Source organism: Rhodococcus sp. WAY2 (genome assembly GCF_009859915.1).
In the GTDB taxonomy this organism is placed as follows: Bacteria; Actinomycetota; Actinomycetes; order Mycobacteriales; family Mycobacteriaceae; genus Rhodococcus_F; species Rhodococcus_F oxybenzonivorans.
Window position 1 is genome coordinate 4,824,223 of the sequence record NZ_CP046572.1, and the last position, 24,110, is coordinate 4,848,332.

The following is a 24,110-nucleotide window of genomic DNA, read 5'->3' on the forward strand; positions in this document are numbered from 1 at the left end:
ATATCCCGCACTTGTGCCCTGGAACACAACGATGTACCGTCACTTATGCGATTAAGCGAAAGGAGAGCATCGTGAGTTCCACTGTTGAGATGAAGAACGAAGAGGCTGTGCCCTACACGGGGCCGAAACCATACGGAATGAGTGACGACCTGATCGTTCCGGGTGCGTTGGACCTCGAATGCGACGAGCGACTGTGGGTTCCGCAGTCGAAGGACGTCGAGTTCCGCCCGCTGGTGCTGTCGGCGAGCCAGGGTTACTTCGTGAACATCCTGCGGGTGCGCCGCTCCGGGATCCTGTCCCGGCACCGGCACGCCGGCGCGGTGCACGCCTTCACCCTGCGGGGCCGCTGGCATTACCTCGAATACGACTGGTGGGCCGAAGAGGGCACCTACGCGTTCGAGCCGCCCGGCGACATCCACACCCTCGAGGTCCCCGAGGACGTGACCGAGATGGCGACCCTGTTCCACGTGAGCGGTGCGTACATCTACGTCGACGTCGACGGCAACACCGTCGGCATCGAGGACGTGTTCAGCAAGATCGACAAGGCCCGCGCCCACTACGAGAAGATCGGGCTCGGCGCCGACTACGTCGACCGATTCATCCGGTGACACTGCGGACACCGCCTGACATGGCGCAACCACACCGAGTGTCTTTTCGCACTCAGGGGCGGTGTCCGCCGGCGCCTGACCCACTTTTCATCCCTGAGCCCGGCAGCGGGCGAAAGTTAGCAGGTTCCCCATGCGAGCTCTGACCAAGAGAAGTGCCACTCCACACGACGTCGTCGTGCAGGATCTGCCCAAGCCCGAACCGGGTCCGGGGCAGGTGCGGGTACGTACCGAGGCGTGCGGGCTGTGCGGCAGCGACGTGCACGCCTGGCGTCACGACACCGGTTACGAATGGATCCGTCCCCCGGTCGTTCTGGGCCACGAGGCGGTCGGATACGTCGAAGCCCTCGGTGAGGGCGTCGACCCGAGCTGGCTCGGCAAACGCGTTGTCCCCGTTGCGATCGACGGCTGCGGTGTCTGCGACCTGTGCGAGCGCGGACTGCGGCAGATCTGTCCGAAGCGCACCGTGCTCGGATTGTCCTTCGACGGCGCGGCCGCCGAATCGTTCGTCGTCCCCGAGGTCCGCCTGGTCGAGGTCGACCGGCATCTGCCGGCGTCGACCCTGGCGCTGACCGAACCACTGTCTGTCGCCTGCCGCGCAGTCGCGCACATCGAGAACGCCGCCGTGGGCCCCACCCGGGTGGTGGTGTCCGGGCCCGGACCGATCGGCACGATGGCCGCCCTCGTCCTCGCCCAGCGCGGCCACGACGTCGTGCTCTCCGGGGTAGGCAACGATGAGAACGTGCGCTTGCCGCTCGCCCGCGCACTCGGTCTGCGCACCGTGATAGCCGGCCGGGACGAGCTGCCTTTCACCCCCAACGCCTGGGTCGACGCCTCCGGTTCGACCGCCGCCCTCGATGCCGCCATCGCCGCGGTCCTGCCCGGCAGCCCCATCTCCGTCGTCGGCCTGTTCGCCCGCACCGGACCGGTCGACTTCAACGCCGTCACCCGCAAGGAAATTCGACTGCAGGGCAGTTACGGATCGACCAAGGTCGACTACCGGGCCGCTGCCGACGCGATGGCCGCCGACCCGGCGCCGTGGCCCCGGCTGGTGACCGAAATTCCCCTCACCGACGCGGCTTCGGCGCTCGAACGCGCCGCGGCCGGCCACGACATGAAGGTCGTGCTCGTCCCATGACCACACCGGATCCCACCCCTGTCCCGAAAGGACACGCCATGTCCACACCCGATGTAGCGGCCGAACCCGCCAACCACACGGCCGGGCACACCTCGATCGTGAAGGTCGCCTTCGCCAGCATGATCGGCACCGCCGTCGAATGGTACGACTTCTTCCTCTACGGCTCCGCCGCCGCGCTCGTCTTCGGACCCCTGTTCTTCCCCGACAGCACTCCGGCCACCGCCACCCTGCTGGCGTTCGCCACGTTCGCGGTGGGATTCTTCGCCCGCCCGCTCGGCGGCATCGTCTTCGGCCACTACGGTGACAAAATCGGCCGCAAGAAGATGCTGGTCGTCAGTCTCCTGCTGATGGGCGCCGCGACCTTCGCCATCGGACTGCTGCCGACCTTCGAGAGCATCGGCCTGGCCGCCCCGCTGCTGCTGGTCTTTTGCCGACTGCTGCAGGGCTTCGCCGTCGGCGGCGAATGGGGCGGAGCGGTCCTGATGGCCGCCGAGCACGGCGACAACGACCGCCGCGGATTCTGGACCTCCTGGACCCAGGCCGGGGTGCCCCTCGGAAATCTTCTCTCCGCGGTGGTGCTGTGGGTGCTGGCCCTGTTCCAGAGCGACGAAGCGTTCGATTCCTGGGGCTGGCGAATTCCCTTCCTGCTCAGCGCTGTTCTCGTTCTCATCGGTTTGTGGATTCGGTTGAGCATCGAGGAATCCCCGGTCTTTGCCGCCAACAAGAAGGCCCTCGAGAATCACAAGGCCGAGCATGCCCCGATCATCGAGGTCCTGCGCAAGTACCCCCGCGAGGTCCTCATCGCCATGGGCCTGCGATTGGTGGAGAACACCTCCTACTACATCTTCACCGTGGTGGTGATGACCTACATGGTCACCTACCTGGACATGCCCAAGAGCGCCGCTATCGCAGGTGTGCTGATCGCCTCGGTCGCGCAGTTCTTCCTCACCCCGATCATCGGTGCCCTCTCCGACCGGGTCGGCCGACGACCGCTGTACTTCACCGGCGCAGTCGGTGCCGGCATCTGGGGCTTCGTGTTCTTCCCCCTCATCGACACCGGAAACCAAACCGTCATCGCGGCGGCCATCTTCATCGGCCTGATCTTCACCACCCTGATGTACGCGCCGCAGGCGGCGATGTTCTCCGAGCTGTTCGGCACCAGTGTTCGCTACAGCGGCGCCTCCCTCGGCTACCAGCTCGCGTCGGTGTTCGCCGGTGGCCTGGCTCCGGTCATCGCGGTCGCACTGCTGGGCACCGTCGAGGAGAAGAACACCATTGCAGTAAGCATCTACCTCGCCGTCCTCGCAGTGATCACCATCATCGCCGTGATCGCTGCCAAGGAAACCGCCCGCACCTCCCTCGTTCACGACCGGGTCCTCGACGAGGTCACCGGCAACTGACAGGCCACCGGGCGGTGTGCGGTGCTCACCCCGCACACCGCCCGGCCACCATGTTGTCTCCCGATTCGACTAGAAGGAGCGCTCGCATGAACGCACCTGTCCACACCTCGGTTCTGGACCTGTTCCGCCTAAACGGCAACGCGGCCATCGTGACCGGCGCCTCGCGCGGTCTGGGCCGTGCACTGGCCATCGCTCTCGCGGAGGCGGGAGCCGACATCGTCGCCGTCGACATCGGCGATCTCGACCAGGTCGCCAAAGAGGTGCGTGCCCGGGGAGTCGGATGCGCGACCCGCACCACCGATCTCAGCCACCTGACCCCGGACACTGCGGCCGAGCTGATCTCCTGGGCCAATGCCGAGTTCCCGCATCCGACGATCCTGATCAACAACGCGGGCATCATCCGCCGTGGCCCGGCGACTGAGACCACACCTTCGGACTGGTCGGCTGTGTTGGACCTCAATCTCACGACGCCGTTCCTGCTCAGCCAGGCCTTCGCACGGGCCGCCCTCGACGACAACGCCGCCGCAAGCATCATCAACATCGCATCGATCAACTCCTTCCAAGGCGGAATGGAGGTTCCGTCCTACGCCGCCTCCAAACACGGCATCCTCGGACTGACCCGGGCTCTCGCGAACGAGTGGGCGCCGCACCGCATCCGCGTAAACGCGATCGCCCCCGGCTACATGGAAACCGAGTTCACCGCCGCGCACCGCGACGACCCCGCGCGGGCCGAGAACATGCTGCGCCGCATCCCCGCCGGCACCTGGGGACGGCCGGAAGACCTCGCCGGAGCGGCCGTCTTCCTCGCCTCGGCCGCGTCCGCCTACGTCACCGGCACCGCCCTGTCCGTCGACGGTGGATGGCTGTCCCGATAGCACAACGACGACCCACCCGGAGGACCCCATGGCATCGACATCACAGAACCGTACCGGCATCCCCGCCGCCGATGCCCGATCGTGGCTGCTCGTTTCCGCAGCACACAGCAGGCACTTCACTGAAACGCACACCGGAGCGGCCGACGCCGTCATCTATGACCTCGAAGACGGTGTCGTCCCCTCCGCGAGACCCACGGCACGAGAAGCCGTCCACCTCTGGTTCTCTCGCGGCGGCACCGGCTGGGTCCGCGTCAACCCAGCCGGCACCGAGGACTGGAGTAGCGACCTCGACGCACTCGAGGCAACACCCGGGCTCGTGGGTGTGATGCTCGCCAAATGCGAGTCGGCAGAACACGTCACCGAGACCGCTGCCCGATTGTCGGCTCGTACCCCTGTTATGGCACTCGTCGAATCGGCACTCGGCATCGAACGCGCCTACGACATCGCCTCCGCACAACCAACTTCGCGGCTCGCCTTCGGAAGCGGCGACTTCCGCCGCGACACCGGCGCCACCGACCTCGCGCCTGCCCTTGCCTATGCACGAGGGCGACTGGTGGTGGCGAGCCGGGCAGCGGGTCTCCCCGGCCCCGTCGACGGCCCCACCCTCACCACCTCAGAGGACGAGCTCACCGATGCCCTGACCGTGACCCGCACCATGGGCATGTCAGGCAAGCTGTGCATGCACCCCGAGCAGGCCCCTGCCATCAATCACGCGCTGAGCCCATCCACGACCGACATCGACTGGGCCCGTGAGGTCATCGAACAACTCGGCGCGGACGGCGCCGGCGTCAGAGACGGCAGCGACCTCCCCAAGCTGGCTCGAGCCCGAGCGATCCACCGCCTCGCCACCGTCTTCGCACACGGATGACCACCCGCGACCGCACCCGCTTCGACCGTCAGCCGCATGAACCGCCGGATCGGTGGTGGTACGGGTATGTGCTTGCTAATCTGTGAATCTCGTCCGGGACACAGTTCGATTCAGGGACAACCTGCCACAACCGCTCGATGAACCGGCGCGTTGTCATTCCGAAGTGCAGCCCCCAAGACGTCGCAGATCTTGTCCGGTACCTCGCCTCGCCCCGAGAACGTTGGAACGCAGGTTCGTGATCAAGGTACCTACGACAGGCGCTCGTAGAAGTCGAGGTGAGCGCGGGCGACGTCGTCCCAGCGGTGTGCTCGTGCCAGTGCCTGTCCGCGACTGATCCGCGCCGGATCGTTGGGCTGCGTGAGTGCGTTGGCCATCTCCGTGTGGGTGGACGCGAACCGTACTGTCTCACCGAAGACTTCCTGGAGTACGGGAAGAGAGCGGGCGACCACGGGCACGCCGGCGGCGAGGGCTTCCATCGCCGCGAGGCCGAACCCTTCCTTGGTCGACAGGAAGGCGAATACCTCGGCCTGGGCGACGAGGGTCGGTAGGTCGTTGTCGGGCACGGTGCCGAGGATGTGCGGCCGGACACCGAGGTGTTCGCATCGGGTGTCGAAGTCGTCCCGGTAATTGCGGTAGTCGAACAGTGTCTCTCCTCCCGCGAACACCAGCCGCAGCTCCGGGCGGGTGCGCGACAGCAGCGCGTAGGCCTCGAGGAGGTCGATGCTGCCCTTACGCGGCTCGATACCCCCGACCGCCAGCACGTATCGGCCGAGTTGATCGGCCCAACGGCGACGGCCGGGCGCGTCGGCGGCTGCGGTTTCGAACCTCACCGCGTCGACGCCGTTGGGAATCACCGTGGGCTCGAATCCCCATCCCGCGCGGACTTCGGCGGCCACGGCCTCGGACACGCAGATCCGGGCGTAGGGCTCGACGACCGCGCGTTCGTGGCATGCCGCCAGCTCCGGGGTGGTGAACTGGTCGAGATGGTGGATGGTGCGGATGCAGGAGCTCACGGCGTTGGCGCTGATGCAGTCCTGGGCGTGCACGACGTCGTAGGCGCCGGGAGTGAACGCCTCCCGGAGGACGGCGATCGAGCGCAGGATCCGAACGCCCACGCCCTCGTCTTCCCTGGCTTCGAAGGGCACGATGCGTACCGACACGGCCGGGTCGACGGGCCGGTAGAAGGCGGCGTCACCGCCGCGTCCCAACGACCACACGGTGACGTCGGCTCCCTGCCGCGACAGCGCCTCCGCCAAGGCGAGAGTGTGGACGACACCGCCACGTGGCTTGGTGGAGTACGTCAGGAGAGCGATGCGCACGTCAGGGTTTGCCCTTCTCGAGGAGATAACGGTAGGTGTCGACTCGGCGCTCCTCGAGGTGCCGCAACACCTTCCGTGCCCGGTTCACCTCGTAGTCGACGTCGAGGTCGGCGACGGCGAGGCCGCCCTTCACGCCGGTGCGCGCGAGGACGTCGCCGCCCGGGCCGACGACCTTGGCCTGCCCGAGAAATCGGAGTCCGCCCTGGATCCCGGTCTGGTTCGACGACACCAGCACCACCTGGTTTTCCGCCGCTCGCGCGGAGTCGTAGAGGTCGAACAGCCGGGACTGCCGGTCCTGTGCCAGTCGTTCCGCGCGGTCGGTGATACTGGCGGGCCAGGCCGAGAGCGCGGAGATTACCCGGGCACCATCGAGGGCCAGTGTCCGGGCGGACTCGGGAAACGTCTTGTCGTAGTCGATCAGCATGCCCATCCGGCCCACCGGGGTGTCGAATGCGGTGAACCCATCACCGGCGGCGTACGCCAAAGATTCCCCCGCGGGCTGGTGCACCTTGCGGTGACTGCCGAGGATCCCGTCACCGGTGACGCAGGCCGCGGTGTTGTACCGGAGACCGTCGCACAGTTCGGTATAACCGATACAGACGGTCATGTTGCCCGCCATCTTTGCCACAGCTTTCAATTCCGGGCCGTCCGCTTCCAACGCGGGCGGGAGCTCGTCCGGGTCCGGGCTGCGCAGGTCGGAGATGTAGCCGCCGAGGCATGCGTCGGGGAGGACGAGAAGGTTGATGCCGTCACTGTGAGCCTTGGCGACGAGCGCGTCGAGTTTGAGCAGTGCGCGGTCGACGTCCCGGCCGAAGTGGCCGGCGAGCGCGGCCAGTCTGGTCGTTCCCATGGGTTCAGGCTAGTGACGACACGGAGGTGCGCACATTCGCTTCGCACTCGATTCGTTCGGCCAGGTACTCGGCGTCACGGGCCACACCGGCGAACCGCCCGGAGCCCCAGGTGTGTTGCCACGGCAGGCCGAGGAAGAACAGTCCTGGCACCGCGGTGATGCCGCGGTTGTGGCAGGGATGTCCCTCGCCGTCGAACACGCCGGCATGCAGCCACCGGTAGTCGGTGCGGAAACCGATGGACCACACCACCGAGGTGATCCCGGACGACGCCAGCTCGAGCGAGGTCGTTTCCCGCTCGGGCCGCCACACCGGGACATACCGTTCCTCGGTGGGAGCAACGATCCCGGCGCGCTCGATGTACGCGTCGATGGAGTCCTTGATGCTCTCGGCCAGGGCGTCGGCGGCGTCGAGCGACGAGGCCAGGGTGGGCGCGAACTGCAGGGTGCCGTCCACCACCTCCAGAAGCCGGCCGTACAACTGCATGCCCTGCAGGGCGAAGGCGCGCAGGTCGATGTCGCGGCCACCGTCGCGGCCGGTCACGTAATGGTTGGTGTTCTCCCGCTTCGCGCGCCCGCCCGGGTGGTCGGCGATCGACACGTCATAGGTTCCCATGTCGTGCAACCAGGCGACGCAGTCGCGGCCGCGGTAGAAACGGGCGACCCGGGGTGCGCCGCCGGTGACGAGGTGCACCCGCCGGCCGGCGAGCATGAGGTCCTCGGCGATCTGCGCTCCCGACTGACCGTTGCCGACGACGAGGACCTCGCCGTCCGGCAGGGCCTGCGACGATCTGTACTGCGACGAGTGGATCTGTTCGATGTCGGCGGGCAGCCGTTCGGCGAACCGTGGGATCACCGGGGTGTGGTAGCCGCCGGTCGCGACCACCACCTGGCCGGCGTGCAGCGGTCCCTGCGTGGTGTCGACGTCGAATCCGCCGACCGCGGACTGATGTACGGATGTGACCGCCACACCCTCGCGGACGGGTACCGGGAAGGTGTCGGCGTATCCGCGGACGAAGTCGTAGGTCTGCTCCCGCGTCATGAACCCGTCCGGGTCGCCGCCGGTGTAGCTGTATCCGGGGAGGTTGCACTGCCAGTTGGGGGTGACAAGTGTGAAGTTGTCCCAGCGGCTGTCGCGCCACTCGTGCGCGATCGAGTCGCGTTCGAGCACTACATGATTGATGCCGCGGTCGACGAGATGCCAGCTGATCGACAGGCCGGCCTGGCCGCCGCCGATCACCACGACGTCGTGATGGGTCGTCATCGGGTGCCTCCTGGGACGGTATCCGGGTTCAGGTCGAGGACGTGGACGAGGGAGTCGGGGGAGTGCGCGAACGCAACCTTTTCCAATTCGTGGAGCTGTTCGGCGGCGGACGTGCAATACATGCCGAACTTTTCCTTCACCCGCTCACTCGCCTCGGTGAGAGCGCTCCGGGTGCGGTCGAGAAAGTCCGCGACGCTGTACTGCTCGCCCGCGGTGAGGTAGTCGTGGATCACGAGCGACGGGGAATAACAGGTTTGTTTGCGTCCGTCCGGCCATTGGATGGAGAAGGTCATCTCAGGCATGGGCGGGTTCCTTCCGGAGTGAGGCCGGCCGTTGTTCGGCGGTCAGCAGGGTGGCCGTGACGAGGTTCTGCGCGACCACGTCGCCGTAGACCTCGGGGCGCCGGTCGCGGAGGTTGTACATTCCGCCGCTGCGGATGGCGGAGATCTCGGCCTGGACATCGAGCGTGGCAGTTGCCAGTCCGGGGCGGACCCCGGTGTCCGCGAGCACGTCACCGCCGGGCCCGACGATCTTGGCGCTGCACACGAACCGCAGCGAACCAAAGGTTCCCGCCTGATTGGATGCCACCCACACCACCTGGTTCTCGGTGGCGCGGGCCCGGTCGTAGATGTCGAAACGCTGCTTCCAGCGGTCGTTCGCCATGTCGTCCGCGGGCGCGGTGCGGGCGGTAGGCCACGCCGACAGCGAGGTGATGATCTCGGCGCCGTCGAGGGCTAGGGCGCGTGCAGCTTCGGGGAAGGCCTTGTCGTAGCAGATCTGCATGCCCATCCGGCCGACCGGAGTGTCGAACGCGTTGTAGGCGTCGCCTGCTGCGTAGCAGAGGTTTTCACCGAGTGGTTGGTGCACCTTGCGGTATGACCCGAGGATTCCGTCGCCGTGCAGGGTGACGGCGGCGTTATAACGCGTGGTCCCGTCCGCCTCGCAGAAACCGAGGGTGATGACGAGGTCGCCGGCCATGTCGATGACCCGGCGCAGTTCCGGGCCGTCCAGTTCGAGTGCGGGCGGCAGCCTACGCAGGCGGCGTTCGCGTTCTTCCTCGGTTTCGTCGCCGCCGCCGAGGCTGGGTAGGTAACCGCCGAGGCAGGCCTCCGGGAGTACGAGCAGGGAACTGCCGGCATCCTTCGCCTGCTCGATCAGTTCTGCGATGGTGGTGTAAGCCTGTTCCAGGTCGCGGCCGAATTCGGCTGCGGCGACGGATATTCCGATGTCGCTCATGCTTGTCCCAATCCTGTGACGGTGGAGTGCACCGCACGTGTCATGACCCCGTCGGGCCAGCGCAGGCCGACCCCGGGTGTCGTTGTCAATCGGCCGCACACCGCGGAGGTGGCAGGCCCTGTGTCTGTGGTGTGTGGTCGCCCCGGCCGGTCCGCGGTGATCATGGCGAAACCGGGGAAACATGTCAGCCAGTCGCCCATCGTGGCCGCGTGCGGTTTGGGGATCGACGCCACGTCGAGTTCGGCCCCCACGCCACCCGCCTCGGCCAGCATTCCTGTCGTCCCCACTACGCCTGCCATGCTGATGTCCTTGGCCGCCGCTGGGTGCGCCCGCCGCACATACGAACCCAGACTCGCGAGCTCTTCTCTCGTCCGGTGCGAGCTGGAATCCCATTGCTGAGAGCCGTATCCGGAACGCCAGTCACCGGACAGGTCGGCGGTGAGCCGTAGGTCGTCACCGGCTCGTCCGCCGCCGGCGGGTATCGGGTCGGTGGTCCGGCCGAGGGCCGTCACCGACAGTGCGGCCGGGACGCCCAGCTGGGTGTGGCCCCCGAGGACGGGCACACCCCACGCCGCGCTCGCCCGGCTCAGCCCACGAATCACCCGGGTGAGGATCGACCGGTTGGGAGCCCCGACTGCGTCGAGCAGGCCGACGGGGTCGGCGCCCATCGCGGACAGGTCGTTGAGGTTGACCAGGGCGGCGCACCATCCGGCCCACTCGGGGTCACGCTGCACCATCGACGGCACGATCGCATCACACGCGGCGATCATGTCGGTGCCGGGCACCGGGGCGCCGTCGTCTCCCCGGAATCCGGACCCGCCGAGCGCGGACGGTTGCGACGCGAGCGCGGACAATGCCTCGCCGAGTACTGCTTTCGTGGACTGCACGAGCCGTTCGATCCGATCGATCGGCCAGCGCATCAGCACGTGAGGCTGTCCCGCCACCATGGTGTCGGCGATCCGCTCCCACCCGAGCCGGATGAACATCGGCTCGTTCTGCACCTGGACGGTGGCGTCGAAGCGCAGCACGCCGTGGGTCTCGGCATAGGCGCACGCAGCGCGGACGAGTGCCTTGCCGATCCCCGATCGATCCCGCGCCCGACGGTCGACTACCAGTCGGCTTCCCGCCCACCAGCCGATGTCGGTGCCGTCGGTGACCGGCGCCAGGCGGACGCCGCCCAGCACGGTGCCGTCGGTGCCTGCTGCGACGAGAACCACCGTGCGCGGGTCGTCGTCCGTGTCGTCACCATCGGTACCCTCGAACAACCCCTGCTCGGCCACGAACGTCTCCCGGCGCAGACCGTGATACACCGCGAGTGCCGCGGTGGTGTCGGCCACCCGTACCAGGAATGATGGGCCGGTGGCCGTCGGTGCCGGCCCAGTCAGGACCGCCAGATCCGACGGCCCCACAGTGTTCGACCCGCATAGCGAACCCAGATCAAGCATCTCATCCTCCCGCATTCTGCAGGACGCTGCACGCACCGCACGCCGCGCAACCCGCTTTCTGGTCGGCGCCGCGCATTCCCGCCGCCTGGAGTTCCTTGGCGACCCGCGACGTCACCTTTTCGAGCACCTCCGCGCTCGGTGCTTCCGCTCCGTCCACGTCGACCGCGAGGGTCCCTGCGAGCGGGCGGAACGGGACGACGAACGGATAGACGCCCATTTCGATCAGCTCGGCGGCCCCGGAGACCAGTTCATCAGGATCCTCACCCAGGCCGACCAGCAGATACGTCGAGACCTGATTGCGGCCGAACACCCGGACGGCTTTTCGCCACGCGGCCCGGTACTCGTCGAGCGGCACCGTCGACTTACCTGGCATCCACCGGCGACGGACGTCGTCGTCCATCGACTCGACATGAATACCGATGGAGTCGGCACCGGCCTCCCTTAGATCGGTGAGGGTGGTCAGGTCGCCGGGCGGCTCGCATTGCACCTGGATCGAAAGCGCCGGGACGGCGGCCTTGACGGCCGCGACACAGCGAGCAAGGTGCCGGGCGCCCCGATCCTTGGCCGCCGACGTCCCCGTCGTCATGATCATCTGGCTCACCCCGTCGAGGCGGACTGCGGCCTCGGCGACCTCGGCCAGTTGCTCGGGTCGTTTCACCGCGATCGTGGAGCCCGCCTCCAGCGAGGCCTCGATCGAGCAGAAGCGGCACCGCTGATCCGCGTCGTAACGAATGCATGTCTGGACGACGGTGGTGGCCAGCACGTTCGCGCCGTGCAGTCGAGCGATCTTCTCGTAGGACACCCCGTCTGATGTCCGCAGGTCGTAAAACCTCGGCCGCTGCACGGCTTCGATGTCGACCCCCATGTCCGTGCCGTTCATCAGCAGGCGGTTGCCGCTGACCTCATACGGGCTGTCGGAGCGGACTGGAATGGCCCCGCCCAGACCGCCGATGAGAACGTGGCCGTCGTCGCTGGGGCCGGCGCCAGACTGTCTGCGGACCGGCGTGTCGAGACCGCGGATCCCGCGGACGGCAAGATCGACTCGAGTGGACAGGCCGCTCATGTGATTACACCTCAGACCATGTAGGTGGAGTTGATGATGGCGCCCTTGCGCGCGTAGTGGATGATCGCGTCCTGCACGTCGAGGGGATGGGCGGGAATCGCGCCTTCGATGAGATCTTCCTCGCGGTGTCCGTGCAGGGCCAACCCGAAGCGGCACACGAACACCTTGCCGCCCTCCTTGATGAACGTCGCCAAGGCGTCGTTGATGTTCTGCTCCCCAGGAAAGCCGTTGTCACCGGTAGTGGGAAATCCGCGGGTTGCAACGGCATTCATGGCTCCGGTGCCGTAGAGATAGATGGCAGATTCGAAACCCTTCCGCAGCGCCCGCGTCGCCTGCAACACAGCCACGAAACTCACCGACGACTCGTGCGCAATGCCGTGAACCAGGGTGAAGTAGCTCTCGCCGTCCTCGGCCTTGTAGTCCGGGAAGATCTTCGTCGATCCGTAGATGTTGCTGCCCTTGGGAAGCGCCGGATGCGGGATCTCGGCAAGCGATTTTGCGATGTTCTCGACGATGGTCTGGTCGATATCGGACACGTGTTGGCTCCTCGTGTGTCGGATTGAATAGACTGAGCGTCGGCGAACCGACGTCCGCTTTGGTCTGGAACCAGTACACCCACAACCGATTTCCAATTGGTTCCGCCGGGAATAACACCGTGTTGCCGAGTGCTCACTGCAGCCGGATCTGCGTAACACGACTGAAGCAATTGGAGAGCCGCACGCGAAGAACTCGGTTGATCCGGTCTCGCGGCTTGCAAGGAAAACCTCAGCGCGGTCCAAGTCAATCTGTCGATGAAGCTCATACGTCTCTACCGTTTCGCGAACCGCAACGGGCTCGTCCCGAGGCTGAACCCTTCACCCTTCACCGTTGCCCCCCCTTTTTCCGTATGTTGAGAGAACCGGTTCCGTTCTGGCCAGCGTGTGGGCGACAGTGTGTGAGCCGCCGTACACCGGGTACGCGGATGTGTTCCGACACACGAATTCGATACTGCTCGGAGGCAATCCATGGATCTATCCGCCGTTGACCGCGAGGTGCAGGTGCCTCGAACGCTGCCTCCCGACACGCGAGTTCAGATCCGGCGCAACCTGCGGACCGGCGCAGCAGCTTTCGGGTTGCTTCTCGCGTTGACGGTGCTCATGCTGTTCACCCCGGTCTTCGACGGCCATATCGGCGGCGTCGGAGTCGGCTACATTGTCGGATTCCTCGACTTCCTCATCGTCCTGACGATTGCCGCAATCCATTGCGTGCGCAGCAACCGGCTCGACAACAGTGGAGAGGTCGAGTGATGGACGCGCTACCGATGTTCATCGTGGCCGGCATCGTGGCGGCGACGTTGGGTTTGGCCGCCCTGGCGGCACGCCGCAATTCCGACGCCGGCGACCATTACGTGGCAGGTCAACGCGTCAGCGGGCTGCAGAATGGGCTGGCACTCGCGGGTGAGCAACTGTCAGCGGCATCGCTGCTGGGTATCACTGGAGCGGTGGCTCTGACCGGGTTCACTGGCTTCTATCTGGCCATTGGTATTCCGACGGCGTTCCTGCTGGTGCTGCTCGTGGTGGCCGAACCGTTGCGTAACCTCGGCAAATACACCCTCGCCGACGTCGTGTCGTTCCGATTCGAAGGTCGGTTGCTGCGTGGGTCGATGGCGGTCACGACACTGCTGATCAGCGTGATCTACATGATGATCCAGTTCGTGGGAGCCGGGATTCTCGCCGAACTGCTACTGGGCGTGCCGTTTTCGCTTGCGGTGGTCGTCCTTGCGGTGTTGATGACGGTGTATATGCTCCTCGGCGGGATGGTCGCCGCGACCTACATCCAGGTGTTCAAGAGCGTGCTGCTGCTCGCGGTCGTATTTATCCTGCTGCTGTTCGTGATCTCACGGACTGGTTGGAATCCCGTGGGCCCGCTCATCGACGCTTCGGACAAGTTCGGGCCCGACGTGGTCAGCGCGCACCGGCTCGATTCCACGTCAGCGTGGAACAACGTGTCACTGATGGTGGGGCTTTCGCTAGGCGTGATGGGCTTGCCGCACGTGATGCTGCGATTCTTGACGACCAAGAACGCCCGGGCGGCGCGTTCGTCCTCGCTGATCGCGATGATCATTTTCTCCGCATTCTTCCTGCTGCTGCCGATCTTCGGGTACGCCGCGCTCAACGAGGTCGGTCGCGAGACGATCGTGGCCGACAACAAAGGCGGCAACCTCGCGGTGGCACGGCTGGCCGAGGCCGTCAGTGGCAACGTGCTGCTGTCGATTCTCGCTGGAGTGATAATTGCGACCATCCTCGCGGTTCTCTCAGGCATCGCCATCGCCGCCTCCGGTGCCGCGGCCCATGACCTGTACACCAATGTCATCAAGGGCGGCAACGTCAGTCCCCGCAAACAGCTGGTCGTAGGCCGCGTCGCCGGTGTAGTGATTTCGCTGCTGGCGATCGTGCTCGCACTCGGGGCCCAGAATCTCAACATCGGGTTCCTCGCCAATGTCGCCTTCGCCATCGCCGCAGCCACACTCACACCGGTACTGGTGCTGACAATCTATTGGCGCGGATTCAACCGATTCGGCGCCCAGGCGGCGATCACCGGAGGGCTGACGCTGAGTGTCCTCCTCGTGGTGATCGGCCCCAACGTAATGGGCGACAACGCACTCTTTCCACTTAGCATTCCCGCGATCGTGACCGTGCCGTTCTCATTCGCACTTGCATGGCTCGGCAGCATGGCCGGGCGCAACAACGTCGGGGCGAGGGGCCGCCCCTACGACGAAATTGTGTTGAAAGCCTTCCCTCCCCGTCCCAAGGCGGAAGCTTCCGAAACCCATTGAGCGTCGTGACGACGACCCCTCTTCCTGATGACTGGAGTTCTATCCATGGTTACTGTTCGTGACGCTGCATTCGACGTCTTCCGACGATTGGGGATGACGACGATCTTCTCCAATCCCGGGTCGACGGAGGTGTCACTCCTGACCGATCTTCCCGACGACCTCGACTTCGTCCTGGGCTTGCACGAGGCGTCCGTGGTAGGCATCGCCACCGGGCACGCGATCGCCGCCGAGCGCGCCGCACTGGTCATCCTGCACACGACGGCCGGCCTCGGGAACGCCGTCGGAGCCTTGGCCACGGCCCGGGTCAACCGGACGCCGCTGGTTGTCATCGTGGGGCAACAGGATAGGCGTCATTTGGCCTTCGAGCCGTTCTTGGCCGGACGGTTGGCCCAACTGGCCGGTGACTATCCGGTATGGGTGGATGAGCCCGTACGACCGCAGGACGTGCCAGGCTCCATCGCCCGGGCCTGGCACGAAGCCATGATCGGCCACGGCCCTGCGCTGGTCATCGTCCCGATGGACGACTGGCTCGCCCCAGCAGGCGAGGTGGAGCAGGCGGCACCCGTCCGGATGCTGGTCGGCCGTTCACCGCGGCCGGAGTCGGTGACCGAGGTCGCCGAACTTATCGATGCGAGCAGTCATCCGCTGCTGGTGGTAGGCGCCGGATTGGACAGCATCGCCGGCTGGGAGGGCGCGACGGCACTGGCCGAGCGGCTCGGGTGCGCTGTGTATCAGGAGTCATTCGGTGCCCGAGCCGGATTCCCACAGGATCATCCGCAGTTCGCCGGCCACCTCCCGGCCGGGCGGTCCCGGCTACGGGCCGCGCTCGCACCGTACGACCTCGTCGTCGTGATCGGTGCACCAGTATTTCGTCAGTATCCGTACGAAGACGGAACTCTCGTCCCCGCAGGTACGTCGGTGGTCGTCGTCACTGACGACAACAACGAGGCCTCGCGCAGCCCAGCTGATCTAGCCGTCCTGGCCGATCCGGCCGAGTTCGCCCAGAAACTTGCCGTGCAGGTGTCGGTTCGCCACGGGACGACGGCGGTACCTCACCGTGTCGAGCGGCCCGCGCCCGCCCAGCACGGGGTACCTCTGCGCGCGGCGCATGTGCTCGCCGCCCTCAGTGATCGGCTTGCTCCGAACACCATCGTTGTCGAAGAAACCCCATCGAGCCGACCTGATCTGCACAAGTTGCTTCCGGCTCGTGAACCGCTCGGCTTCGTCAGTGCCGCGATGGGCGGACTCGGGTTCGCGATGCCGGCCGCCATCGGGTTGAAGATGGCGGCACCGGAGCGGCCGGTTGTGGCGGTGCTCGGCGACGGATCGTCGCTCTACTCCATCCAGTCACTGTGGAGTGCAGCGCGGTACGACGTCGGTGCCCTGTTCATAGTTCTCGCTAACGGCCGCTACGCGATTATGGACCGACTGGCGGAGAAGGAAGATACCGGGCCGGCGCCGTGGCCCGCCTTCGAGGAAGTCTCCGTCAGCGGCCTCGCCACCAACCTCGGTTGCCCCATCACTCGCGCGGCCGACATCAGCGAACTCACCGAGATTCTCGACGAGATCATCCCGACACTATCTACCCGCAAGAGCCCACTTGTCCTGGAAGTCGCTGTTAAAGCTGGCCGCGACTTCCAGGCCTGACGACACTAGCTATAGGAGAGGAACATTGTCATGAGTCACACCCCCACGAAGGTGACGATCTTCGGAGGCGCGGGCGGCATCGGGTCCTCCGTCGCCTTCAACCTGCTGCTTCGACCCTCGACGTACGACGTCGTCGTCGTCGACACCAAACCCAACATGGTCACGAGCCACGTGATGGATATGCAGGACATGGCAGCCGTCGACGGTTTCTCCACCGTGCGGGGAGGGACTGCCGAGGACGCCGCCGATTCCGACATCGTCATCCTCAGCGCCGCAGTCCCGCTGCGGCTGAACACATCCCGATCGGTGTTTCTGGCAGATAACGCGCGGATCGTCGAGCAACTCGCCGTTCCGCTGATCGAATCCGGCTGGGATGGGGTGCTGATCATGCTCACCAACCCCGCCGATGCCCTCACCACCTGGCTGCACCAGCGCACCGGCTTCGATCGTCACAAACTGCTCGGCTACACGATCAACGACAGTCTGCGCCTGCGAACCGGGGTAGGACGAGCATTGGCCGTCTCCCCACACCGCGTCGAGGCCTGGGTCCTCGGCGAACACGGCGCCGGACAAGTACCCCTCTACGATCACATTCGAGTCGACGGTTCACCGGTCCGACTCGACGCCGCCCAGAAGGCGATCGCGCAGGACTACATCGACACCTGGTACGTCACCCACGTGGCACTGGACTCGGGACGCACATCAACGTGGAGCACCGGACGCGGCACCGCCCTGCTCGTCGATGCAATGGTGACCGAATCCGATCAGCCGCTGCCGGTCTCGGTGGTCCTCGACGGCGAATACGGCGCCAAGGGTGCCAGCCTGACTGTGCCAGCGCTGCTCGGCAAGGGCGGGGTTCGCGACATCGTCGAGTGGGAGCTGTCCGAGGCCGAACTCAGTACCCTGCGGTCCGGTGCAGAGAGCGTCCGCACCGCCGCCGAAAGCATCTCGCTCGGGCAGGACTGACCACCTGAGCTGAGGTCGACGTCGCAGCGGCCGATCACCTTCTGCCGTCCTGGCGGAGGTTGCGGGAGATCACGGCTGCTGCGACCCGGACTCCTTGGGCCAGGCCTGCCAGATTTGGATGCGCGGCCGGTACTACCACGGAGATTGCGGCGACGATGGCGGCGTCCCTTCCGAAGACCGGGGCGGCTGCCGACGCATTGCCCTCGGTCATCTCGTTTCGCGAGATGACGAATCCGGTGGTGCGAATTTCTGCGAGCGCTCGGCGCAGGTCATCGGGGTCGGTGATGGTCTCCGATGCCATTCTCGGCAACTCCTCGGAAAGCACCGTTTCCCGCAGCTCGGGGGTGCCGAAGGCCAGCAACACCTTCCCAGGTCCGGTCGCATGCAGGGGCAGCCGGTACCCGACCTGGGAGGAGACATTGGTACCGATCCGCGATCGCGGCGCGAGCTTTTCGACGTAAAGCGCGCGGGTGCCGTCGAGGACCACCAGATGCACCACTTCGTGGGTGGTCTCGAAAAGGTCCTCGAGTACCGGAAGTGCCACATCGCGGAGTTGTCGTTCCTTCGGAGCGAGGGCCCCGAGCTGCCACAGGCGTGTGCCGACCGTGTAGGTCCCGCGACCGGTTCGGTCGAGCCCACCCCATTTGACGAGTTCGGCGAGATACCGATGCACAGTGGCCGGCGGGATGTTCGTCGCGCTGACGATGGCGCCCAGCGTCTGCTCGGGTCGGTCCTCACTGAACGACTCGAGAATCGACAGCGCACGGGCTAATGAACTTTTGGAATTGCTCAACGATCGGTCCCTCGCTCCGCCGGGGTGCTGATAAAGGTTCACGGTACTTCTTCCGCATGTTGAGAGGAAGGATTGTTCGGATCATGACCGTCGTCGACAGTGACCGACAACACCCGACCCCGGCATCAACGGATGCCGCTCCGAAGCAGACACATAGACAGGCGAGATACAGCATGAACGGTGACAGCACACAGGAGCTGGCGACCGGCCCGATCGCGGGTGACCCGTTGTTCGATCTCACGATCGTCGAGACGAGGTCCCTCCTCACCGCCGGTCTGCTCGACGCCGAGCACTACGCGGCAAGTCTGCGTCACCGCACCGCTGAGGTTGCCGAGTTCAACACGATGACCACGACGCTGCCCACCCCCTCGATCCCGGACAGGCACGAGCAGTCAGTCCCGCTGCTCGGCATCCCCATGGTGGTCAAGGACAGCATCGACGTAGCCGGAACGGAGTCGACCGCCGGAACCCCTGGCCTGGTGGGAAACATTGCAACCGAAGACGCCGAGATCGTGCAACGCCTAGTGGCGGCCGGGGCCCATATCAGCGGCAAGAACGTCATGCACGAACTGGCGCTCGGAGCGACATCCAACAACGCCTTCCACGGCCCGGTGCACAATCCGTGGAACTTCTCGTTGACCGCAGGTGGCAGCAGCGGAGGCACCGCTGCCGCAATAGCACTGGGTATCGCACCAGCGGGGATCGGCACGGACACCGGTGGTTCCGTTCGCATTCCGGCTGCACTGTGCGGCGTGATCGGGTTCCGGCCGTCCGTGGGCCGATACCCCGCCGAGGGCATCGTCTCACTGTCCCACACCAGGGACACATCGGGCCCGATCGCGCGCAGCATCGACGACATCCTTCTTCTCGATTCGATACTCGCGCAACGCCCTGCAATCACTGTCCGCGACACTGCTGGCGGTTTGCGTATCGGCCTGACACCCGCACACGGTGAAGATCTCGATCCGGACGTCAAAACGGCCTACGAGCGGGTCCGGAACACCCTCGCGGCCGCAGGAGTGACGTTCGTCGACGTCAACATCGACGACATCATCAATCGGACCGCAACGATCGCCGCATCGATCGTCTGGGGGGAGGCAGCCGATGGACTCAGCGGATACCTCCGCTCACGCGGACTCCCCGGCATCGAGACCGTCGTCGCCGCCATCAGCAGCCCCGACGTCCGCCGAGTAGTTGCCGACGGACTCGCCACAACCACCGCGCACACCTACCGGCAGAATCTCGCCATCGTGGGTGACCTGCGCCGGGAACTTGCGAACCGGATGTCCTCGGCAGACCTCGACGCCTTCATGTTTCCCACCACCCCGGTGGTGGCTCCGCCCCTCGGTCAGGACGACACCATCGAACTGAACGGGCGCCGGGTCCCCACCTTCTCGACGATCATCCGTCACGGCGATCTCGGGGGAACGCTTGGCCTGCCGGGGATTTCCATCCCTGTCGGCCTCGGAACGACGACCGCGCTGCCCGTTGGCATCGAATTTTCCTCGGCGGCGGGAACCGACGAGCACCTGCTCGCCAGCGTCGCATCCCTGGCGCCGCACATTATCGACATCCACCGCCCCAGCACCATTCCCGCACCCTCCCCAGCGCACAACTGACCGCGCGAGACGACTTCCGCCGCCCCCATTCCCCCCAACTCTGAGGACGACCATGGACACCACCTCAACTTCGGCAACGGCCGCGCACCGAAGCCCCACTCCTAACGAACTCGTCAAGGTGCGATTCGCCAGCGGAATCGGATCCACGATCGAGTGGTACCTGTCGTTCGCATACATTTCAGCCGCTGGACTGATCTTCAGCGAGCAGTACTTCGGTGCGCTCGGACCCAACGCGCTCATCGTCTCCCTCGGGTCGGTCGCCGCAAGTTTCATTGCCAGCCCTCTCGGCGGTATCCTCGCCGGCCACGTCGGCGACCGGTACGGCCGCAAATCCGCACTGATCGGAACACTCGTCGTCATGGGCTTGGCCAGCCTTGGAATGGGATTGCTCCCCACCTACGAGCAGATCGGCCTCATCGCCCCCCTACTGCTGGTCATCTTCCGCTTCCTCCAGGGCCTGAGCACCGGCGGTGAATGGGGCGGCGCCGCATTGATGTCCGTAGAGTACGCGCCACCGAACAAGCGAGGCCTCTATGGGATCTTCTCCCAGATCGGCACACCGGCCGGACTCGTGCTGTCCACGGGCGTTTTCTTCCTTCTCCAGACGATGACCTCCCCCGAGCAGTTCGAGTCATGGGGCTGGCGGGTGCCCTTCTTCGTCAGCGTCGCATTGGTCCTGGTCGGCCTGAAGGTACGCACTTCGATCTCCGACAGCCCGGTATTCGCGGAGGTCCAGCAAGCCCACGCCGAAGCGGCGATGCCGCTGGCCGAAGCCGTGCACGGCCACTCCCGCAAGATGGTCCTCGCCGGTGGATCCTTCGTCGCCAACATCCTCGCCGGCTACCTGGTGATCGGCTACATGCTCTCCTACACCACCAACAACCTTGGAATGGACTCGAGTGCAGTACTTTTCACCCAGATGCTCGCCGCCCTGGTGTGGATTGTTTCCACCGTGCTCGGTGGCTCCTGGTCAGATCGGTTTGGCCGCCGCCCGATCATGACGGCCGGATATGTTCTGATGGCAGCCTGGGCGGTTCCACTGTTCTTGCTCGTAGACACCGCGAACATGGGCGCATTCGCTCTCGCGGTGTTCGTTCTGGCGATCGCCCTGGGACTGTCCTACGGGCCGCAGAGCGCGATGTTCGCCGAACTCTTCCCGCCGCGCATTCGCTACACCGCAGCCTCCCTTCCCTACGCCGTCGGCGGCATCATCGGTGGCGGCTTCGCCCCCGCCATCTCAGAATGGCTGATCGAGACCACCGGAACCTCTCTATCGATCTCGATCTATCTCATCGCGTTCGTGGCCGTGTCACTGTTGAGCCTGGCTGCCATGAAGAAGACCGACTTCACCGGCTTCGCCGACCACGACCGTTCCGCTTGACACGCCGAACAAAGTTACTGCGCCCGCGCTCGTTCACCGCCACCAATTCGGCGGCGCAAACGTGCCCTTTTTCTGAGCGAAAGCAGTATGTGAATCCGCTGCCGCCGAGCACCACAGTGAAAAGAACACACCCAGCGGCACTCGCCGCTGACAGAGATGAAACGGAGAAACTGACGGTGAGTACACAAGAACACGGCTCGGTTCGGCGGTTGCTGGACGAACCGGTGTGGGAATCACGCATCTTCACCGGCGAATGGGTACGCGGCAGCGCCGACGACCACTCCGTGGTCGAGCCCGCAACCGGCAAACAACTCTCGACCATCGGCATGGCCACCGCAGACGATGTGGCACGTGCCGCGGACCGAGCCGCGACCGCGCAAGCCGACTGGGCCGCCAGGCCCTACACCGAACGGGCAGCAGTGCTTCGCCGCGCCGGAATCCTATTCGAGCAGCACGCCGACGAAATCGCCGAATGGGTGATACGCGAAGCCGGCAGCACCGCGGCCAAGGCCCACATTGAAATACACACCGCCGCCGAGGAGTGCTACAACGCTGCGGCGCTCGCCGCACACCCACACGGCGAAGTGCTGCGCTCGGAGCAACCGCGCCTGAGCTTCTCCCGCCGCATTCCGGTCGGCACCGTCGGGGTGATCGCCCCCTTCAACTTCCCGATCATCCTGTCGATCCGTGCCGTCGCGCCGGCGTTGGCGCTCGGTAACGCCGTCGTCCTCAAGCCCGATCCCCGCACCGCCATCTGTGGCGGTGTGGTTCTCGCCCGCATCTTCCAGGAAGCCGGACTTCCCGCCGGCCTGCTCAGCGTGCTCCCCGGCGGCGCTGCCGCCGGGGAAGCCGTTGTCATCCATCCCGCCGTCCGGGTCATCGCTTTCACCGGATCGACCCGCGCCGGGCGCGCCGTCGGTGAACTCGCCGGTCGACACCTGAAACGCGCCCACCTCGAACTCGGCGGCAACAACGCACTGATCGTGCTCGCCGACGCCGACCTCGACAAAGCTGTGTCCGTCGGTGCTTTCGGCTCCTTCATGCACCAAGGCCAGATCTGTATGGCGGCGGGCCGTCAACTCGTGCACAAAAGCATTGCCGCCGACTACACCGCACTCCTCGCCGAACACGCCGAACGGCTGCCCGTCGGCGACCCGTTCACCGGTGACGTCGCCCTCGGCCCCATCATCGATGCTAAGCAACGAGACCACATTCACACCTTGGTGACGGAAAGCATCAGCGCTGGCGCAACCCTCGCCGCGGGCGGTGTCTACGACGATCTTTTCTACCGGCCCACCGTGCTCGCACAGACACCGCTGACCGCCCCGGCCTTCCGGGACGAGGTCTTCGGCCCGGTGGCGCCAGTGGCATCGTTCAGCTCGGTCGAGGAAGCCGTGGGGATCGCCAACAGCTCCGAGTACGGACTGTCGTTGAGCATCCTGACAGCCGATGCCATGAAAGGTCTCGAGCTCGCGCAGCGGATCCCCGCCGGATTGGTGCACATCAACGACCAAACCGTCGGTGACGAGGCAGTCGTCCCGTTCGGCGGCGTCGGCTCCTCCGGTAACGGCGGTCGGGTCGGCGGCATCGGCGCCAATCTCGATGCTTTCACCGAAACACAGTGGGTCACCGCGCAAAGCACGATGCCGGTGTACCCCTTCTAACGAACCCAGCGGGGCTGTCCGGTAATTGGTTGATCTGAGGGGAGGTACTGGCTACAGTCTTGGCCACAGTGACCAGGTACGGGAAAACGCTCTGACCAGGTCTTTTGGTGGAGCCGATGACGGGAATCGAACCCGCGTATTCAGCTTGGGAAGCTGATGTTCTGCCATTGAACTACATCGGCGCGCATGATATTGGGCGCCCGTAGGCAGGCCCAACACCCTGCGGGGCAAACATTAGCAGATGATGTTGGTCTCGCTGGAGGCGCACACGCCGATGCTCAGACGAGTGGTCGGCCGGACTTGATTCGCCACCGCAGGTCGCGCATGAGCAGGTTGTAGGGGAGTTCGCGCAGGGCGTTGGGCAGGCGGCGGCTGACGGCGCCGATGGTCCGGAGGATGCGGTCGAAACGTCGCTGGTCCTTCTCGCTCCAGGTCAGCTGCATTTCGTCGCGGAAGTGTTGGGGGAGGAAACCTCTGGTGAAGAACAGGTTCATCGGGCCGAAGAGGCGCGAGATGATTGTGGGGAGAAATTCGAGCCGTGCGATGGAGAGGACGTGTTCGCGGATGGTGTCGTCGATCGACACGTTGGCCAGCGAACGGTTCCAGTACTCCTCGAAAGCGGCGCGGTCGGCCGGCCACATCTCCGGTGGGACCTGGAGGGTGGTGCCGAAAGTGGCGCCTTCCTTGTAGAAGTACGCCGACGCCTCCGGGGACAGGTCGCCGTGCAGGGCCCTGGTGACGTCCTCGAATCCGCGGTAGATGCAGGCGGCCACCCACAGCTGCAGTTCGGGGTCGAAAGCGTTGTACTGGACCGGGCTGTCTGCGGTGGACCGCACTTTGGCGTGGGCGCGGTCGACGCCTCGACGGAAGACGGCTTTCTCCTCGTCGGTGCCCCGTGCGGCGACCACGAGGTAGGTCAGCGTGGTGCGGGATCGTTTGATCGGATGCCGGAAGAGCTGCCCGCTCTCGACCCGACTCTCGTACACGCCGTACCCGACTCCGGGATGTGCCAACTGCATGATGATGTTGGCAGCGCCCGCCAGTAGGCCGGCACCGTCCATGACCTGGTCGAGACGGTCTGGTGCGTCGAGTGACGTCGACATAGTTGCTCCTGTTATCCATCCACGGGACGTGATCTGAATACGACCGTACTCACATATATGTT

At 65.6% G+C, this 24,110-nt stretch carries 22 protein-coding genes and 1 tRNA gene; 12 read left to right on the forward strand and 11 right to left on the reverse strand.

The window, feature by feature from the left end:
* Positions 1-71 precede the first annotated feature (71 nt).
* The 5 genes from GFS60_RS21885 to GFS60_RS21905 all read left to right on the forward strand — a co-directional run bounded on the left by GFS60_RS21885 (position 72) and on the right by GFS60_RS21905 (position 4,886).
* Positions 72-608, forward strand: a complete 537-nt coding sequence (locus GFS60_RS21885) for a 2,4'-dihydroxyacetophenone dioxygenase family protein (RefSeq protein ID WP_159924534.1) — start codon at positions 72-74, stop codon at positions 606-608.
* Positions 609-738: 130 nt separating this feature from the next.
* Positions 739-1,743, forward strand: a complete 1,005-nt coding sequence (locus GFS60_RS21890; protein ID WP_159924536.1) for an alcohol dehydrogenase catalytic domain-containing protein — start codon at positions 739-741, stop codon at positions 1,741-1,743.
* A gap of 38 nt (positions 1,744-1,781) precedes the next feature.
* Positions 1,782-3,143, forward strand: a complete 1,362-nt coding sequence (locus tag GFS60_RS21895) for an MFS transporter (RefSeq protein ID WP_159924538.1) — start codon at positions 1,782-1,784, stop codon at positions 3,141-3,143.
* A gap of 86 nt (positions 3,144-3,229) precedes the next feature.
* Positions 3,230-4,018, forward strand: a complete 789-nt coding sequence (locus tag GFS60_RS21900) for an SDR family oxidoreductase (protein ID WP_159924540.1) — start codon at positions 3,230-3,232, stop codon at positions 4,016-4,018.
* Positions 4,019-4,046: 28 nt separating this feature from the next.
* Complete coding sequence (locus GFS60_RS21905; RefSeq protein ID WP_159924542.1) at positions 4,047-4,886, forward strand: HpcH/HpaI aldolase/citrate lyase family protein; 840 nt, start codon at positions 4,047-4,049, stop codon at positions 4,884-4,886.
* A gap of 248 nt (positions 4,887-5,134) precedes the next feature.
* On the opposite strand, the gene GFS60_RS21910 is transcribed toward GFS60_RS21905, so the two are convergent.
* From GFS60_RS21910 to GFS60_RS21945, 8 genes are read right to left on the reverse strand one after another with little or no spacing between them, the layout of a single operon-like run.
* Positions 5,135-6,205 (reverse strand): MSMEG_0565 family glycosyltransferase, encoded by a 1,071-nt coding sequence (locus GFS60_RS21910; protein ID WP_159924544.1) that lies wholly within the window; start codon positions 6,203-6,205, stop codon positions 5,135-5,137.
* 1 nt (position 6,206) lies between these two features.
* The gene (locus GFS60_RS21915) at positions 6,207-7,055 is read right to left on the reverse strand and encodes a carbon-nitrogen hydrolase family protein (protein ID WP_159924546.1); all 849 of its coding nucleotides are present in this window, start codon (positions 7,053-7,055) and stop codon (positions 6,207-6,209) included.
* Positions 7,056-7,059: 4 nt separating this feature from the next.
* The gene (locus GFS60_RS21920; RefSeq protein WP_159924548.1) at positions 7,060-8,316 is read right to left on the reverse strand and encodes an MSMEG_0569 family flavin-dependent oxidoreductase; all 1,257 of its coding nucleotides are present in this window, start codon (positions 8,314-8,316) and stop codon (positions 7,060-7,062) included.
* Positions 8,313-8,618, reverse strand: coding sequence for an MSMEG_0570 family nitrogen starvation response protein (locus tag GFS60_RS21925; RefSeq protein ID WP_159924550.1), 306 nt, complete (start codon positions 8,616-8,618; stop codon positions 8,313-8,315). The genes GFS60_RS21920 and GFS60_RS21925 overlap by 4 nt, the downstream gene beginning before the upstream one ends.
* Positions 8,611-9,552 carry a carbon-nitrogen hydrolase family protein gene (locus GFS60_RS21930; RefSeq protein WP_159924552.1) on the reverse strand — a complete coding sequence of 314 codons (942 nt, stop codon included), beginning with the start codon at positions 9,550-9,552 and terminating at the stop codon, positions 8,611-8,613. Before GFS60_RS21930 ends, GFS60_RS21925 begins: the two co-directional genes overlap by 8 nt.
* Positions 9,549-10,997, reverse strand: coding sequence for an MSMEG_0567/sll0787 family protein (locus tag GFS60_RS21935; protein ID WP_159924554.1), 1,449 nt, complete (start codon positions 10,995-10,997; stop codon positions 9,549-9,551). Before GFS60_RS21935 ends, GFS60_RS21930 begins: the two co-directional genes overlap by 4 nt.
* A gap of 1 nt (position 10,998) precedes the next feature.
* On the reverse strand, positions 10,999-12,060 hold the full coding sequence (locus GFS60_RS21940; RefSeq protein WP_159924556.1) for an MSMEG_0568 family radical SAM protein: 1,062 nt from the start codon (positions 12,058-12,060) through the stop codon (positions 10,999-11,001).
* Between the two features lie 11 nt (positions 12,061-12,071).
* A complete protein-coding gene (locus GFS60_RS21945; protein WP_159924558.1) occupies positions 12,072-12,596 on the reverse strand; it encodes an MSMEG_0572/Sll0783 family nitrogen starvation response protein in 525 nt (174 codons plus the stop codon).
* A gap of 468 nt (positions 12,597-13,064) precedes the next feature.
* Between GFS60_RS21945 and GFS60_RS21950 the strand changes: the two genes are divergently transcribed.
* The 4 genes from GFS60_RS21950 to GFS60_RS21965 are packed head-to-tail and all read left to right on the forward strand — an operon-like array spanning position 13,065 to position 17,488.
* Positions 13,065-13,346, forward strand: a complete 282-nt coding sequence (locus tag GFS60_RS21950) for a hypothetical protein (protein ID WP_236603240.1) — start codon at positions 13,065-13,067, stop codon at positions 13,344-13,346.
* A complete protein-coding gene (locus GFS60_RS21955) occupies positions 13,346-14,875 on the forward strand; it encodes a solute symporter family protein (RefSeq protein WP_159924560.1) in 1,530 nt (509 codons plus the stop codon). The genes GFS60_RS21950 and GFS60_RS21955 overlap by 1 nt, the downstream gene beginning before the upstream one ends.
* A 45-nt stretch (positions 14,876-14,920) precedes the next feature.
* Entirely contained in the window at positions 14,921-16,522 is a 1,602-nt protein-coding gene (locus GFS60_RS21960; RefSeq protein WP_159924562.1) for a thiamine pyrophosphate-dependent enzyme, read from the forward strand.
* A 30-nt stretch (positions 16,523-16,552) separates the two neighbouring features.
* The gene (locus GFS60_RS21965; RefSeq protein ID WP_159924564.1) at positions 16,553-17,488 is read left to right on the forward strand and encodes a malate dehydrogenase; all 936 of its coding nucleotides are present in this window, start codon (positions 16,553-16,555) and stop codon (positions 17,486-17,488) included.
* A gap of 34 nt (positions 17,489-17,522) precedes the next feature.
* Here the strand turns inward: GFS60_RS21965 and GFS60_RS21970 are convergent, their stop codons facing one another.
* Positions 17,523-18,281 (reverse strand): IclR family transcriptional regulator, encoded by a 759-nt coding sequence (locus tag GFS60_RS21970; RefSeq protein WP_159924566.1) that lies wholly within the window; start codon positions 18,279-18,281, stop codon positions 17,523-17,525.
* Positions 18,282-18,454: 173 nt separating this feature from the next.
* On the opposite strand from GFS60_RS21970, the gene GFS60_RS21975 reads away from it, so the two are divergent.
* The 3 genes from GFS60_RS21975 to GFS60_RS21985 all read left to right on the forward strand — a co-directional run bounded on the left by GFS60_RS21975 (position 18,455) and on the right by GFS60_RS21985 (position 22,945).
* The gene (locus tag GFS60_RS21975; protein WP_159924568.1) at positions 18,455-19,900 is read left to right on the forward strand and encodes an amidase family protein; all 1,446 of its coding nucleotides are present in this window, start codon (positions 18,455-18,457) and stop codon (positions 19,898-19,900) included.
* Between the two features lie 52 nt (positions 19,901-19,952).
* Positions 19,953-21,281: an MFS transporter gene (locus GFS60_RS21980; RefSeq protein ID WP_159924570.1), complete on the forward strand. Its 1,329-nt coding sequence runs from the start codon at positions 19,953-19,955 to the stop codon at positions 21,279-21,281.
* 176 nt (positions 21,282-21,457) lie between these two features.
* Positions 21,458-22,945 (forward strand): aldehyde dehydrogenase family protein, encoded by a 1,488-nt coding sequence (locus tag GFS60_RS21985; protein ID WP_201453418.1) that lies wholly within the window; start codon positions 21,458-21,460, stop codon positions 22,943-22,945.
* A 108-nt stretch (positions 22,946-23,053) separates the two neighbouring features.
* Here GFS60_RS21985 and GFS60_RS21990 read toward each other — a convergent pair.
* Both GFS60_RS21990 and GFS60_RS21995 read right to left on the reverse strand, forming a co-directional pair.
* Positions 23,054-23,127 (reverse strand) — tRNA-Gly (locus tag GFS60_RS21990).
* A gap of 96 nt (positions 23,128-23,223) precedes the next feature.
* A complete protein-coding gene (locus tag GFS60_RS21995; protein WP_159924572.1) occupies positions 23,224-24,048 on the reverse strand; it encodes an oxygenase MpaB family protein in 825 nt (274 codons plus the stop codon).
* Positions 24,049-24,110: the final 62 nt, after the last annotated feature.